Below are 15,224 nucleotides of genomic sequence, written 5' to 3'. Positions count from 1 at the left end.
CGCGACGCGGTGGGGAACTCAGAGGGTTGTCTGGTGGACGGGGGAGGCCATATCGAATTTCTCTCGCCAGAATTGCATGGTCCGCTACCGCGGGTAGCCGTGGATCCCTGCAAGCGCGCGCTGGACGTCATGGCCTCCGCCTTGTTGTTGCTGCTGTTCGCGCCGCTCCTCCTGCTGGCGGCTCTGCTGGTCAAGCTTGAGTCTCCCGGTCCCGCCCTCTTCCGACAGACCCGTGGCGGCCTCGGCGGCGCGCGCTTCCAGATTCTCAAGCTGCGCACCATGCACTGTCGCGAGGACGGGCCCGAACTGACCCAGGCGCAGCGCGGCGACAACCGGATCACCCGGATCGGCCGCCTCCTGCGCGCCAGCAGCATCGATGAGCTGCCTCAACTGCTGAACGTGCTGCGCGGCGACATGTCCCTGGTCGGTCCCCGCCCCCATGCCGCGGTCCATGACGAATATTACGGCGTGCGCATTCCGGACTACTACGCCCGCTACCAGGCGCGGCCGGGCCTGACCGGCTGGGCTCAGGTCAAGGGCCTGCGCGGCGGCACAGAGACGGTCGAGGCCATGCGTCGCCGGGTCGAGGCCGATATCGAGTACATCCAGACCTGGTCGATCCTGAAGGATGCCCAGATCGTCCTTCTCACCATTCCCAGCCTGCTGATCGCCGAGAACGCCTACTGAGCCTTGGTCTGGGCCAGGGAAAGGCGTTCGGCGACGATCAGGAACGCCAGCGCGAGTCGACCCGAAGGGCTGCTGATGGTGCTGACCACGCTCCTGAGGCGCCCCTCGCCGCCAGGCCGGCCAAACTCGATACGCGCCTGATAGACGACCTGATCGCGCACGGCGTCCGACAACTCGGGCCAGTGCTCATAGGCCAGACGCGTTCGACTCCGGAAGAGGCTGGTCTGCAGCGGAGCGACGGCGAACGAACGGCCGAGCGCGACATTGGCTGCGGCGATGTCGCCCCGCTGGAAATCGACGGCCGCCTTCCGAAGCCACGCGGCGCCGGATCCAGGACGCAGGGCGACTTCGCGACGGCTGAGGCCTTCCAGACGCGCCCGCGCCGTCGACCCCGCCGGGGAGGCAAGACCGGTCTCGATGCTGCTCGCCAGAACCTCCGCCGAAGCCGTCGGCATGGCGGAGAGGTCGCCGCCGAACCGTGACGCCGCCAAGGGAAGAGCGAACAACAGGGAGATCACGAGAGCGACGCCCGCGAAAGCTGTCGTTCCCCAGTCAGCCTTTCGCTCGGCGCGCGCGCGACGCGGCGCCGAGGTCGCGGTCATCGCGCCGAGCCCCACGGCGAAGACCGCCTGCAGAGCCGGGACCTGAACGGCGAAATCCGAGAGGCCATGCAGCAGGACGACCACCGTGGCGGCGATCGTGGCGCGCGCCAGCGCTCCGATCGTGCCCGGCCTGATCGCGTCCTGTCCGACACGCCAGAGCGCGGCGAGCAGCCAGGCCAGCATGACGACGGAGCCGACGATCCCGGCCTCCTCCAGCCATTGGAGGTAGAGGTTGTGCGTGGCGCGCACATCGAACAGGACGTTCAGGTTCCCGGTGGTGGTGATCAGCTGATTGACGACCGGAAAAGACCCGAGACCGAACCCGAACCAGGGCGAAGACTGGAAGGCTTGCCAGTGGGCGTCGAAGATCGCCTTTCGAACGGCGACGTCGCTGTCGAGGTGCTCCAGGCGCGCGGCCGTCAGATCGGCGCTGCGCATGGCCACGCCGATGACGATCAGCAGGGCCGCCGCGCCGCCAACGATCGCGATGGCGCGAACCCGTCGCCCCTGGGCCAGCACTTGCCATGTCAACAGCACCGCTAGACCGACCACGGTGGCGAAGATTCCGCCCCGCGAGGCTGTCAGCGCCAGGGCGACGGCGAAGACCGCCGCGGCGGCCAGGCTCAGGCTGGCGTTCAGGTCCATCCGGTCGAGACGCAGGGCGCCACCGGCGCGCTGGATGGCCTGGGAGAAGAACATCACGGCGAAGACAGCGCCTACGCCCATCAAGGTGGCGACGGAGTTGGGGCTGAACAGGGTCGCCGTCAGACGTCGCCCGGCGCGCAGGCTGACATGGTCGATGATCGCTATCGCCGCGAAGGCCGCGAGCCCGAGCAGCAGCCACCAGACCAATGTCCTGCGCCGGGTCTCCGACGCGCCGACAATGCGGGCCGCCAGGAACAGGCAGGCCAGGTTCACGAGGCTCACGAGATTGAGCATGAGGGCGGAGCGGTCGACGGTGATCGCACCGCCATTCCGGTCCAGATAGTTCCAGACGGGGTGCGCGCCGCCGGGCCCGAACGGCGTCAGGGGCCAGGCCGTGACGGCCAGCAAGCCGATGAACAGAAGGCCGGGCCAAGGCGCGGTCAGAATGCTTGGGACCTTTCGCGCCCAGCCGCAGGTTCGCAGCAGGATCAGGAGAAAGGCGGCCTGGAGCACGCCGAAGACAGCGGCCATGGCCACGTCACTGGCCCCGAATGCGATGATCTCGGCCAGGACCAGAACGACGAGGGCGCCGATCGCGACGCCCTCGGAGGTCTGCAATTTTCGCGTCCTGGCCGCCCCGGGCGAGGACGCTCCCCCGCCCGTGCGTGTCCTAGTCCGCATAGTACTTTCGATAGTTCGCGTAATAATAATAGGAGTCGCCGTAGCCGTAGCGGGACTGGGCCTTGAGATCCATCTGGGTCAGGGCCACGCCGGCGATAAAGGCGCGCGTGCCCTGCAGCAGGGCCAGGGCCGACTGCACGGCCTTTACCGGCGTCTTCTTCCAACGGACCAGCATCACCACCGCGTCGGCGTGCGGCGCCAGGATGCGGGTGTCGGCGATGGCCAGCAACGGCGCGGTGTCCAGCAGCACGATCTCGTAGCGATCGCGCAGGTCCTGCAGCAGCTTGTGCATGGCCGACGAACCGAGCACGTCGCGCGGCGTGTAGGCCGACTTGGCCAGCGGCAGGATGTGCGCGCCGCTCTCATCCATGATCACGGCCTGATCCAGAGTGGCGACGCCATTGAGAACCTCCAGCAGACCGATCGAGGCCGGCTCCTTGAGGAACTGGCTGATCGCGCTCTGGCGCAGGTCGCAGTCGACCACCACCACCTTGGCTCCCGAGGTCGCCAGGGTGCGGGCCAGGCAGAAGGTCGTCGTGGTCTTGCCTTCGCCCGGCAAGGACGAGGTGACCGCGATGACCTTCACGGGCTCGCCCACCTTCGAGAACAGGATCGAGGCGCGCAGCTTGCGCAGGCTTTCGGCGAAGCTGGAGAGCGGTTTGGCCAGAAGATAGTCGGCCGGCGTCATGCCCTTCAGAATCTTGGCGTCGTCGACCGTGGTGCCCAAGGTCGGGACGGCGCCGAGATAGGGCAGGCCCAGACGGCGCTCGACCTCATCCTCGGTGAACAGGCCCGCCATCAGGATCTCGGCCAGGACGATCGCGGCCACGCCCGCGCCCAAGGCCAGAACCAGGCCGAGCGCTAGGTTCAGCGATGGTTTCGGATAGCTGGGGCCGGTCGGAATCTTGGCCGGCGACACCACCCGGGCGTCGGCCTGCTCGATGCCGTCCGAGGCCGTGGTCTGCTTGAAGCGGGCCAGCAGGCTCTCGTACAAGGTCTTCACCGACTGCGCCTTACGCTCCAGCTCGGCCAGGCCGATGCTGGCGCGGTTGTTTCCCGCCAGCGTTCCCCTCGAGGCGGACACGCTGGACGCCACCGAACCGGTCCGCTGACGTGCGACCTGGGCCTGGGCTTCCAGATTGGAAATGATACGGCGGATTTCGGCCTGGATCTGGCCGTCGATGTCGGCCAGCTCACGCTTGGCCTTCAGCAGGTCCGGATGACGATCTCCATAGCGTCCGCCGAGATCCGCCACTTGGGCGCTCTTCTCGGCCCGCTGCTTGCGCAGCTGCTGCACCACCGGCGAGTTCAGGGATTCACCGACATCCTCGCCCGTGCTGCCGCGCGCCAGCTGCTGGCGCGCGATGTTCAGGCGCGCATCGGTCTCGGCCTGCGCGGCGCGGCTCAGGGCCAGTTGCTGGTTCAGGCCGGAGATTTCCTGCTCGGTCAGGGTCGCGCCTTCGGCGCTGAGCAGGTTGTTGGCGATCTTGTACTGCTGAACCGCCGCGTCCGCCTGCTGGACCTGGTCGCGCAACTCGCCGACACGGGTGTCCAGCCATTCATTGGCCTTCTGGGTCGCGTCGAACTTCGCCTCAAGCTGTTCGGTCAGATAGAGGTTGGCGAAAGCGTTGGCCAGTTCGGCCGCGCGCTTCGGATCGGTATGGGTATAGTCGATCGCGATGAGATAGGTCAGGCCCGCGCGGCGAACCTTCAGCCCCCCCAGCACATTGTCGACGATGCGTTCGCGTCGGCGCTGCAGCTCGATCGGATCCGTCGGCGTGGCCGTTGTCGGCGACGCCGCCTTCTTCAACGAGGAGAACCAGGCCTTCGCCCCTTTGGCCTGCGCGAGGTAGGGATTGAAGTAGGGGTCTTCCTCGAGCTTTAGATCCTTGACGACGCGCCCCGCCAGGGAGCGCGACTTCAGCACCTCGACCTCGGTGTCGACGACGGACGAATCCGCCGGCAGGCCCGAGAGCACCGCGCTCATATCGGTGACCTGTTCCCTGCGGACATCCAGCATCACCTGCGCGGTCGCGGTGTAGCGCGGCGTCTGTTGCAGGGTGAACAACACCACCGCCGCGAACACCACCACCGCCACCGCCGCGAAGAGTCGGAAGCGTCGCCTGAACGTCGCGATCACGATGTTCAGGTCAAAAGACAACGCTCCGGTGTCATTCACCGGAGCGTTCGAAGTTTCAAAACCGGAGCCGTCCATGGATACTCTCAGCAATCGGCAAACCTTGCCGTTTTGTGGTCGTTGCTAGAACTGCAGCGCCACGGACGCAATCAGCTTGTTGTCCTTGAACGACGAAGCCTTGGCCAAGCCGCTCGAGTCCTGCTTCAGGTAGTTGTACGTCAGGAACAGGCCCACGCGACGATTCAGCAGGTAGGTGGCTGTCGCCGAGAAGTTGTCGCGCTTGTCGCTGCGATCCACGCCCTTGTAGTTGTCCTTGCCGTGCGTGTAGGCGCCGGACAGCAGCACGTTACGCAGCAGCTCGTGGTCGATCGACGCGCCGATGTTGTTGGAAATGAAGCCGGCCGAACCCGTCGCGGTCGATTCCTCGATCGTGCGCGAGCCGTTCAGGCCGACGGTCGTCAGCTGGGTCGGGAACCACTCCAGGCGCCCCGCGGCGCTGAAACCGCTGATGCTCTTGTAGAGGGCGCTGTTGTCGTAGGACTGCTTCATGTAGCCGACCTGAACGTCGCCACGCACCAGATCGGACGCTTCGAAGTTGGCGCCGACGCCCAAGAGATAGCCGTCCGACGAACGATCGGTCGCGCCGCTGAGATCATAGTCCTTCTTGTTGCCCGTGGCCGTCGCATAGACCGCCGTGTCCGGACTGACCGCGTATTCGGCCTTTGCGCCGTAGTACAGTTCGTTGCGGTCACGCGTATTCTGATTGAACGCCGCGCCCTGGTCCTTGTAGTTGAAATCCTTGTCGTCAAGGCGGCCGGTCAGGCGCAGACGATTGAATTCCTTCACCGCAGTCAGGTTGGTGGTGGTGAGGTTGTACTCGACGGGCTTGGGCGTCGCGCCGGCGGGCGTGCCGGCCGTGATCGCCGAGCGCGGCTCGATCAGGCGCTGATACTGAGCCGAGCCGGAGATGTTCGAGCCCCGCACCACATCAATGCGACCGTTGGCCGCGAGCGTATATTCTTTGGCGTTTTCGGTCTTTTCGTCGCCATAGCGTATGACGTTGCCGCCCGCGAAGAAGCCGAGCGCGTTGCGCGACCAGTTCGACCGGACGGCCACTTCCGGCTTCACGCGCCAAATGTTGTCGTCGATCTTGCCCGCCGCCACGGCGTAGATGTTGTCGTTGTGCTCAAGGTCGACGGTCACGCGCGGATAGACGGTGAAACCGCCAGCCTTCTGGCCGGTCGCCTCATAGTCCGGTCGCGGGCGCTGACGAACGGAGACGTTCTTGTCACGCTTGAAGTTTGAACCGAGATCCTGCGCCTGAACAGCTTGTGGCGCGGTCAACGCGATACAGGCCGCAATGGCCGAGCACGTCAGAAGTCGCATAGCTTAATCCCCACCAAGGGTCGGTCGCCGCGCGTCGTGGCGCGCCAATCCGCCCGAATTTAAATCTTAGCCGCAGTAGGTCGCGATCACGCCCGCGCAGGGGTCGAACGCCGCCGGGGCCGTCGGGGCCGCCGCCGTCAGCCCGCCCGCACCGGGAGGATTGGCCGTCGGCGGGTTGACGAGGCTGGGCGCATCACCGCCCTGCGTCGTAGCGGCCGTGATGATGTTATTGACCTGCGTGACAACGGCCGTCGCGACCGCCGCCGGGACGGCGCCCGCGGCAACGGCGCTGTTGAGGGCGGCGCTAACGGCAGCCGCCGTCGCTCCCTTGCTGATCGCATCCTGCATCACGGCGGTGGTCGCCGCCTGAAGGATACCGGACTGCTTCGCCTTGGCCGCGTCGACCTTATCCTGAGCAGCCTTTTTCTCGGTGGCGGGCGCGGTGGCCGGAAGCGCGTTTAGCGCGGCCTGAGCGGCTGCGCCTTCATTCTGGGCGGCCACGAATTCCGGGGACTTGGTCGCGTTCGTTATGGCCTGGGTGACCTGCGCGGCAATCTGCGCCTGGGTCGGCGCGGCGGCGTTCGCGACAGACAGGAGGGTCGTCGGGCCCATAGAAAGCGGGGCAATCGCCATGATGGCGCCCAGGGTCAAGGCGCGTATGCGGTTAGAAGCCATGATTGCTCCCTCCAATTGAACGGCGTCCCTTTAGGACAACGTGAATAAATGCTCTAGCCCAGATAACGCGGTCTCGTCTTTTCCTAGCGACACCGTTCCCCGAAGAACACACTCAAGGCGCAATCTATGGGAGAAAGATAACTTGGTCGACGGTTTACACTTAAAAGTATGACGCGGTACCGCCGCCCAGCAGACGCACAGATAACATGCCGGGCGCATGGCTAGGCTTAGACTAACCATGTGGGACCGAGAATGGCAATGCTGCACTGCGAGAATCGGCGGCCGGCGCCGAGAATCTGATCGCTTTCGCGTCCGGGGCGATTAATTTGTCCGAATATTCCGCAATGGATCTGGTTAAGATTAAGCCGCCGCGACAGTCACGCCGGGAATTTGTCGCCGCTGCACAAGACATCCGTACCAGCCGAGACCGGCATAGGTCTCGTAGCCCGGCGTCAACGCATAGCCGACCGTGATGTCGCCGTCGGCGTAGCTGCCCATCGCACCGCTGGACACATCCAGCGGAAACACCTCGGTCAGGACGCCCTGGTTGTCGGAAGAGGCCAAGACGCGACCTTTCTGGTCCAGCAGCATGACGCGCGAACGCTCGCGCTCCTCCGGGGTCAGGCGAACGCCATCCACCACGGCCTGGGCCTGAGGCCGCCAGTCGAAATGGACGCCCAGCACGCCCAGGATCTTGCCCTTGGCCTGGCCGCCCTCGCGAATGGCCGTGGCGTAGGTGGCCACGGGCGCGTCGCCGAGGGCGCGAGCCTTCTCGATGTCACAGGCCACGAAGTCGTCGCCGGTCGCGGTGCGCATGCCGTCGCGGAACCACTTGGCGTCGGCGACGGACTGGCCGACCACGCCGGGATACTTGCCCGGCCGGCCATTGGCGACCACCCGCCCCTTGGTGTCGCAGATCCACAGGTCGAGATAGACGGTGTAGGCGTCGAGAATCACACCGAGGCGCTCACTGGCGTGACGGCTGGCGGCGGGATCGGCGTCGGCCAGGCAGGCGACCACCGCCGAGTCCGTGGCCCACCAACGGACGTCGCAGGTCCGCTCATAGAGATTGCGGTCGACGATCTCGATGGCGTTCAAAGCCAGATCGGCCAGGCGCTGGCCGCGCATGTGACCCAGGATCGCCCCGCCGATCGCCGAGAGCTCGTCGAGGTCGGCCCGCACCTGGCTTTCCAAGGCGGCGGCCACGGCGTCGATCTCGGTGGAGATCTTCTTGAATTCCTCGGCGACGATGGCGAAGCCCTTGCCGGCCTCGCCGGCGCGCGCCGCCACGATCAAGGCGTTGATCGACAACATCTTGGCCGCGCGGTTGACCCGGGCGATCTCGCCGATCTTGGCGCCCGCCACGCTGGACAGACGCTCCGACAAGTCCAGTATCCGTTCAGGACGAAGACTGACGTCTTGTTCCATCACAGGTAAGCCCCCACGCAAAACTTCCGTCCAATCGACTCACTTTACGCAAAATGACGCCCTCGTCATCGCCACGCGATGACACCGTTGGCCACACTCAAACAGGGACGGACTTCGTTAACGAGAAAACGCCGGATCGCCTTCGATTTGGGCGCCCGGCGCTTATAAAGACATCGCTCTTGGGCCGACTCATCCAAGCGGAGAACCAGCGCCGCTGATAATCCTCAGCTTTTCCATCCGCCAGTTCAAATCCGTTGAGACGCCTGGGCTCAGTCAGAATGAGGCCCGACATCCCCGACTGGCTGTTCACCCTGCCCGAGGCGGAATACCTGCGCCGCTGCGCGCCCGATCACATCGCCGCCGGATCACGAAGCCGCCCCTGCCGGACCGAAGGACAGCCAGCGTCCCATCAAAGGCTGCTGTTCCACGCCCGGCTTGGCATAGTCGCAGACGCCTTCGGGGAAGATCTCGCGCAGCTGCGCCAGCTCCTCGGGCTTTAGCGGCTTGACGTAGTCGGCCGGATCCAGTGGCTTCAACTGGCACTTGAGCACGTCGTTGGCCAGGGGCGCGCCAGCGACGATGTAGGGGTTGGCGTGCGGCGGATAGAGCCGGTTGCAGGCGGTGTCCTGTCCCCAGATCTGGCGCTCGGCGATCTTGCCGCCGTCCTTGTCGAAGCAGGCGTCGACCAGCGCGAGCGGCTTGGCGGCGACCACACGCTGGCGCGGTGTCAGTCCTGGCGGCGCGGCGCGCAACGCCCGCAGCCAGGCGTCCATCTGGTCGAGGGCTTCCAGCAGCACCGGATTGTTCAGACTGAACAGGCCCCTCCTGGAACTGTCGGTCAGCAACACCTGATTGTCGGCGTCGCCGTTGACGCGGATCAGGCGCTCGCGGAATGAAAACGAGTGAAAGCGCTGGTGGGGATCACCGTTGTCGAAGTCGGCATAGGCGCGGTAGTCGATGATCGGGACCGAGGCGAGACCGCCGCCGCCCGACAGGAACCGACCGCTGCGATAGCCCAGGGCGATCGCCGCCAGGTCGCCGCGCGTTCGCTCCGGGGTGAACTTCGCATCGATGTCGACCCCGCCGATGTTGCGATTCAGGTCCACGAACTGCGCCGCGCTGATCGCGCCGGCGTTGAAGGCGGTCAGCCCGTATTGCACCCCGACATTGTCCAGCGGTCGACGCGCGAAGCCGGTCGCGGGATCGACGCCAAAGCCGGCGCGGCCGTGGTCGTAGATCGAACAGCGCGCACCGCGCGGATTGCCCTTGGGATCGTACAGCAGATCCTTGGGCACGGCCTTGGGGCAAACGTCGGTCGGGTCGATACGATCGCCGCGATCACCCTGTTTCTCCAGCGAGGTGTAGTCGGGCAGGCCCGAGGCGGCGACGATCTGGTCCTGGGTCCAATCGGTCTTCGCCCCCGCCTTATAGTAGCGATAGACCAGCTTGGCGCCGAACGAATGGACGCTGACCGCCGCGTGGCCGACGTCGGGAAAGCTGCAGCCCACGACGACGCCGTCCAGCAGGCCCGGATAGTTGTCGGCGATCTGCTCGGCCTGGTAGGAGCCGCCCGAACAGCCCCAGCCGATCGTGCGCTCGGGTAGGCCGAAATGCTCGATGAAGCGCTCCTTGACCATCATCATGGTCTCGGACGCCAGCAGGTCGTTGCAGTTGTTGCCGAAGACGTTGAGCGTCGAGGAGGCCACCGCATAGCCGCGCGCCAGCATCTGGTGCTCCAGCACCCCGCCGGTCGTCTTGCCCTGCACGTACATGCCGCCCGGACAGCCGCCGCCGAAGGTGTAGACCAGGCCTCGGTTCCAGATCCGCGGCGGCCGCGTGGGCGACAGCGCTGGTCCGCGCGGGTCGTGCAGCACCGCGATCTGGTAGATCGAGCGGTTCACGACCCCGGTCTCGACCCGCACGATATAGGGATGACGTCCGCCGGCCGCGTCGATGATCTCGTCGAGGTCGCCCGGCAGGCCGTCGGTCGGCAAGGCTTTGAAGTCGCCATCCTTCTGGCGATAAACATAGTCCACCCGGGTCGGAACATCGCAATCGGCGCTCAGCGCTGGACCCAGCTTCTCGCCCGTTCCCGCGAGGGTGAACTCCTCGGTCTGGCAGATGAACGGCGTCTCGTGCGGACCCGAGATCACCGGCCCCTGAACCGGCCAGTTGGTCAGGGTCAGTCGCGCCGGGGTCGCGCCGGGGCGGCTGACCTCGAGGATGTTGTCGCCCAGAGCCAGGCCCGAGACGACCCCGACCAGCGCCCCGCCCGATCCACGCTGGAAGGCCGCGTCGACCGGGCGGCCGTTCAGCGTCACGCGGACGCCGGCGGGAGCGCTGACCTCAACCAGGGCGTCGCCGCCCGTGACGAGGTCGTTGTGAGAGGAGAGCACGCGAATACGGGCCGCGTCGCCGGTCTGGACATGCTCAGCCGAGACATAGGGCTGAGCGCTGGCGCCCGCTCCCCAGGCCAGAACCAGTCCCAGCATCATGCGCCAGAACATCGACCGCGTAATCCGCATGGTGCGCCCTCCCCTACTCCTCGCCCTAGCGGCGCAGCCGCAGGCCGACCTTGAACATCGGTCCGATCACGTCGTACTGCGGCGAGGCGTTCAGGCCATAACCCCAGCCGAAACCCTTTGGCGGCTTGACGTTGAAGACGTTGTCGGCGTTGGCGAACACCTCGGCCTCCCCGCCCAAACCCTGGAACGTGTAGTTGACGTTCAGGTTGGTGTAGAGGCGCGCGGCGACGTGGTTGTCGTCGATCTCGTTGGGCGCCTTGAAGTCGTTGCTGACCACGCCGCTGGACAGGTAGCGATTGACCACCGTCACGCGCAGCGGACCGTTCTTGTAGAAGGCGCTGGATTGCACCGTCCAGTGCGGCTGGCGGTCGCCCAGCGAGCCGGCCAGGTCCAGGGCGGTGACGCCGTCATTGGTCTCGAACTTGCCGACATAGTTGGCCAGCATCCGCAGACCGACCTCGCCGTCCCAGCCGGAGACCAGGTTTGACACCGGCATGCGATAGGACGCCTCGATGTCCAGGCCGCTGGTCTCGAAGCCGGCCAGGTTCAGGTTGGTCGAGCGGATCTCGATGATGTCGCCGCCCAGGCGGGTGATCTGGCCGCACAGCTCCGCGTTGCCGTTGAAGCAGCGATCAACGATCTGCTGCACCGCCAGGGTCGAGATCGAGTCGCGGATCTTGATCTGGTAATAGTCGACCGAGGCCGAAAAGCCGGAGAAGAAGCGCGGCTGGAAGACGACGCCGCCGGAGACGGTGTCGGCGATCTCCGGCGTCAGAGCGGCGTTGCCGCCACCGATCTGCTGCAGGTTGACGGTCACCGAACCCGGCTTGAACCGGTCGATGACGTTGGCGCGGGCCTGGGTCGCGCCGGTGTACAGTTCCTGCAGGCTGGGCGCGCGGATGTCGCGCGACCGGGTGAAGCGCAGGCGAATGTCCTCGATCGGCGTCCAGGTGACGCCGGCCTTCCAGGTCTCGACGCGGCCCGAGGTGGAATAGTCGGTCACCCGACCCGCCAGGTTGGCGTCGGCCTGGCCCAGGCCCTCGCTCTTGAGCAGCGGCACGACGAGTTCGCCGAAGGCCTCCTTGACGTTGTACGAGCCGCCATAAGGCTTGGGATTGCCGATGCCGAACGCGCTTTCCCGCGACAGCGGGTCGGAGACGGCCTTGATCTCCTCGCGGCGATACGAGGCGCCGGTCGCGAACGACACCGGCCCGGCCCAGGTCGAGAACAGGTCGCCTTGCAGCGAGCCTTCGATGACGTGCTGGGTGTAGCGCTGGCGGGTGAACTGTTCGCCCAGCACGTAGTCGATCGCCGCCTGCGAGGCCGCGCCCTGGCCGAAGATGTTCAACGGCGCGCAGCCGTTGTTCGGATTGGTCAGGGTCGAGCGGCAGACTATCGTGCCCGGCGCGATGCCGGCGGCGTTGCCGGGCGGCGCGACCACCGCATCTACCGCCAGGTTGACGTTGCCCTGGGCGGTGACGCCGCCACGCGAGGTGATCAGGTTATCGTCGACCGTGCCAAAATAGGTGTTCTGGCCGAACTGGTAGTAGGCGTTCCACTTCCAGCCGCCGCCCAGCGCGCCGTCCAAGCCGGTGACGAAGCGGTAGGTGGTGTTGGTGTTCTTGATCCGCGAATTGCCGGTCCAGTCGTCGTTCATCCGGCCGATGTTCAGGAGGGCGGGCCCAGCCGGATTGCCGCCGCCGGCGCCCGACATCTGGGCCTTGATGCTGGCCGGCAGGAAAGCGTTGTCGGCGCTGACCGACAGCCAGGTCGTGGCGCTGGTGCCAAAGCGGTAGGGCGGCACCGAATAGGACGGACCAACATTGCTCTTGGTGTACATGCCCTCGACGAAGGCGCTGAAATTGTCGGTCAGCTTGTAGTCGGCGTGGCTGAACAGGCTGATCCGGTCCGACGGGTTCACCGCTTTGATATTGTCGTAGATCTGGGTGTAGTCGCCGTAGGGATCGGTCGCCGGGGCCAACATGTTACCGGTCGGATTGACGTAGGTCCCATAGATGAAGCGGTGGGTGGAGCCGCCCGGACCGAAGGCCGTGCCGGCCAGCGAGCAGTTCGGGATATTGGCGCCGGTCGCGGTGCGGCAACCGTTCACGAGGCCGCCCGTCGACATATAGGCGGCCACGATATTGCCCGCGACCTTGACACGGCGCGGCTGGCCGTTGGTCGCCGTATAGGCGGGATTGTTGATCACGCCGGGCCGCGCCGCCAGCCAGTCGCGGTCCATCAGGTTCTGCGGCCCGCCGACGAAATATTCCGCCGAGGCGATGATATGGCCGCGCGCGTCGGCGAACGAGCGGCCGACGGCGGCCGAGATCGTGCCTTCGCCGTTGTCGCCGTGGCTGGAAACGCCCGTGGAGATCTCGGCCTTGAAACCGTCGAACTTGGTGTCGAGCACGAAGTTGACCACGCCGGAGACAGCGTCAGACCCCCAGGCGGCCGAAGCGCCGCCGGTCACCACGTCGATGCGCGAGATCAGGGCGCTGGGCAGGATGTTGACGTCGACGATGCCGTTACCGGTCGAGGGCACGACGCGGCGGCGGTCCAGCATGACCAGGTTGCGATTGGCGCCCAGGCCGCGCATGTCCAGGCTGCCCTGGCCGCCATTGGCCGAGCCGTTGCTGCCGCTGCGCGCGCCGCCCTGATTGCGGAAGACCGGCAGGTTGCGGGAGACGTCGACCAGGCGCGTGACGGCCTGCTCCTTGAGCTGCTCGCCGCCGACGACGGTCACGGGAGTCGGCGCCTCGAAGCCGTCGCGAACGACGCGCGAGCTGGTGACGACGATGGTCTCGACCGAGGTCTCGCTGTCCGCGGCCTGAGTGACGGCTTGCGCTTGGGCGTTGGCCGCCGTGGCCATGGCCAGGCAGAGCATGGACGCACTGGTCCACAGAGTGTGTTGACGCATGTTTCGGCTCCCTTTTCCCCGGAGCTCTTGGCCGCCGCTTTCGCGGGTCGGTGAGCTCTTCATAGGGTTTGTTCTAGTGTGTGAACCTGACAGCAGCCTTGCGGCCCAAGCTCAGGCGACGAGAGGTCAGGCGATGAACGGAAAGGCTCCCACGAGGCCGCCCGCGATCAGCAGCACCAGCGAGGTGGCCACGGCCCAGCGGACCGTGAATTTCTGGTGCTCGCCGAACTCCACGCCGGCCAGGTTGACCAGCAGGTAGGTGGACGGGACGAGCGGGCTGAGCAGATGCAGCGGCTGGCCCACCAGCGAGGCGCTGGCGATGGCCTGGCGGCTGACCCCATAGTGCGAAGCCGTCTCGGCCAGGATGGGCAGCATCCCGAAATAGAAGGCGTCGTTGGAGATGAAGAAGGTCATCGGCAGGCTGATCAGGCCGGTGATCGGCGCCATGTAGGGTCCGAACGCGGGCGGGATAATCGCCACCAGCCCCTTGGACATGGATTCGACCATGCCCGTGCCGTTGAGGATGCCGGTGAAGATGCCGGCCGCGAAGATCAGCGATACAACCGCCAGGATGTTGGCCGAATGCGCCGCCACCCGCGCCTTCTGGGCTTCCAGATTGGGATAATTGACCACGGCGGCGATGCAGAAGGCCACCATGAACAGCACCGGCAGCGGCAGCAGACCGATGATCAGCACGACCATCAGGGCCCCGGTCAGAGCGGCGTTGAACCATAGCAGCTTGGGCCGGCGCGCCTCGGGATCGGACGAGACCGTGAACGCCCCGCCCGCGACATCGACAATCTCGGCGACGCCGGCGTCGCCCACGACGGTCTGTTCGAACCGCGGCGTGTCCTCGCCCAGCACCAGGCGGCCCAGCCGCTTACGCTCGAAGCGTCCATAGACGAAGGCCAGCCCCAGCAGCCAGACGAACGCGATGACCATGGCCGGCACCAGGGGCAGGAAGACGTCGGCGGCTTCCAGTTGCAGCGCACTGGCGGCGCGGGCGGTCGGCCCGCCCCAGGGCGTCAGGTTCATCACGCCGCTCGACAGCATGATCAGGCAGGCCATGATCAGCGGATTAAGGCCCAGGCGCTTGTAGAGCGGCAACAGCGCGGCGGCGGTGATCATGTAGGTGGTCGAACCGTCGCCATCCAGCGAGACGAAGGTGGCCAGCACCACCGTGCCCATGACGATCCGCACCGGGTCGCCGTGGACCATCCGCAGCAGCGCCCGAACCAGCGGGTCGAACAGGCCCGCATCGATCATCACGCCGAAATAGAGGATCGCGAACATCAGCATCACGCCGGTCGGCGCGATGCTCTTGATGCCCGACAGCATCATGGGCCCCAGGCCGGCGCCGAAGCCCGCCAGCAAGCCGAAGACGATGGGAATGAAGATCAGCGCCACCAGCGGCGTCAGGCGCCGCGTCATGATCAGCACCATGAACGTGGCGACCATCGCGAAGCCGAAGAGAGAAAGCATCAAAGCCGTCGGCGCCAAACCTCGCCCCTACCCTAAGAATCGTCCTGGGCTTCGGC

At 66.1% G+C, this 15,224-nt stretch carries 9 protein-coding genes; 1 reads left to right on the top strand and 8 read right to left on the bottom strand.

The annotated features are described in order from the left end of the window. Positions 1 to 33: 33 nt before the first annotated feature. Positions 34 to 687, top strand: coding sequence for a sugar transferase (locus tag AC1RNC_RS17100; RefSeq protein ID WP_492887516.1), 654 nt, complete (start codon positions 34 to 36; stop codon positions 685 to 687). Here AC1RNC_RS17100 and AC1RNC_RS17095 read toward each other — a convergent pair. From AC1RNC_RS17095 to AC1RNC_RS17060, 8 genes are all read right to left on the bottom strand, one after another. Beyond that, positions 681 to 2,552, bottom strand: coding sequence for an O-antigen ligase family protein (locus tag AC1RNC_RS17095; protein ID WP_492887515.1), 1,872 nt, complete (start codon positions 2,550 to 2,552; stop codon positions 681 to 683). The two genes, AC1RNC_RS17100 and AC1RNC_RS17095, sit on opposite strands and share 7 nt — an antisense overlap. Before the next feature lie 52 nt (positions 2,553 to 2,604). After that, on the bottom strand, positions 2,605 to 4,830 hold the full coding sequence (locus tag AC1RNC_RS17090; RefSeq protein ID WP_492887514.1) for a GumC family protein: 2,226 nt from the start codon (positions 4,828 to 4,830) through the stop codon (positions 2,605 to 2,607). A gap of 45 nt (positions 4,831 to 4,875) precedes the next feature. After that, the gene (locus AC1RNC_RS17085; protein WP_492887513.1) at positions 4,876 to 6,138 is read right to left on the bottom strand and encodes an outer membrane beta-barrel protein; all 1,263 of its coding nucleotides are present in this window, start codon (positions 6,136 to 6,138) and stop codon (positions 4,876 to 4,878) included. Between the two features lie 66 nt (positions 6,139 to 6,204). Further along, on the bottom strand, positions 6,205 to 6,813 hold the full coding sequence (locus AC1RNC_RS17080) for a hypothetical protein (RefSeq protein WP_492887512.1): 609 nt from the start codon (positions 6,811 to 6,813) through the stop codon (positions 6,205 to 6,207). 360 nt (positions 6,814 to 7,173) lie between these two features. After that, complete coding sequence (locus tag AC1RNC_RS17075; protein ID WP_492887511.1) at positions 7,174 to 8,241, bottom strand: methyl-accepting chemotaxis protein; 1,068 nt, start codon at positions 8,239 to 8,241, stop codon at positions 7,174 to 7,176. 365 nt (positions 8,242 to 8,606) lie between these two features. Beyond that, complete coding sequence (locus tag AC1RNC_RS17070) at positions 8,607 to 10,766, bottom strand: DUF6351 family protein (protein ID WP_492887510.1); 2,160 nt, start codon at positions 10,764 to 10,766, stop codon at positions 8,607 to 8,609. Between the two features lie 25 nt (positions 10,767 to 10,791). Next, the gene (locus tag AC1RNC_RS17065) at positions 10,792 to 13,686 is read right to left on the bottom strand and encodes a TonB-dependent receptor plug domain-containing protein (protein ID WP_492887509.1); all 2,895 of its coding nucleotides are present in this window, start codon (positions 13,684 to 13,686) and stop codon (positions 10,792 to 10,794) included. Positions 13,687 to 13,812: 126 nt separating this feature from the next. Then, a complete protein-coding gene (locus AC1RNC_RS17060) occupies positions 13,813 to 15,168 on the bottom strand; it encodes a CitMHS family transporter (protein WP_492887508.1) in 1,356 nt (451 codons plus the stop codon). Positions 15,169 to 15,224 lie beyond the last annotated feature (56 nt).

This window comes from Caulobacter sp. GW822-FHT01G02 (assembly GCF_058802865.1).
Note: the sequence above shows the minus strand (reverse complement) of the source record. Positions and strands in the feature narration are given on the sequence as shown.

Bases quoted from the DNA above. Each gene is read 5' to 3' on its own strand.
- AC1RNC_RS17090 (WP_492887514.1), bottom strand. From the start codon at position 4,830: ATGGACGGCTCCGGTTTTGAAACTTCGAACGCTCCGGTGAATGACACC.
- AC1RNC_RS17085 (WP_492887513.1), bottom strand. From the start codon at position 6,138: ATGCGACTTCTGACGTGCTCGGCCATTGCGGCCTGTATCGCGTTGACC.
- AC1RNC_RS17080 (WP_492887512.1), bottom strand. From the start codon at position 6,813: ATGGCTTCTAACCGCATACGCGCCTTGACCCTGGGCGCCATCATGGCG.
- AC1RNC_RS17075 (WP_492887511.1), bottom strand. From the start codon at position 8,241: ATGGAACAAGACGTCAGTCTTCGTCCTGAACGGATACTGGACTTGTCG.
- AC1RNC_RS17070 (WP_492887510.1), bottom strand. From the start codon at position 10,766: ATGCGGATTACGCGGTCGATGTTCTGGCGCATGATGCTGGGACTGGTT.
- AC1RNC_RS17065 (WP_492887509.1), bottom strand. From the start codon at position 13,686: ATGCGTCAACACACTCTGTGGACCAGTGCGTCCATGCTCTGCCTGGCC.
- AC1RNC_RS17060 (WP_492887508.1), bottom strand. From the start codon at position 15,168: ATGCTTTCTCTCTTCGGCTTCGCGATGGTCGCCACGTTCATGGTGCTG.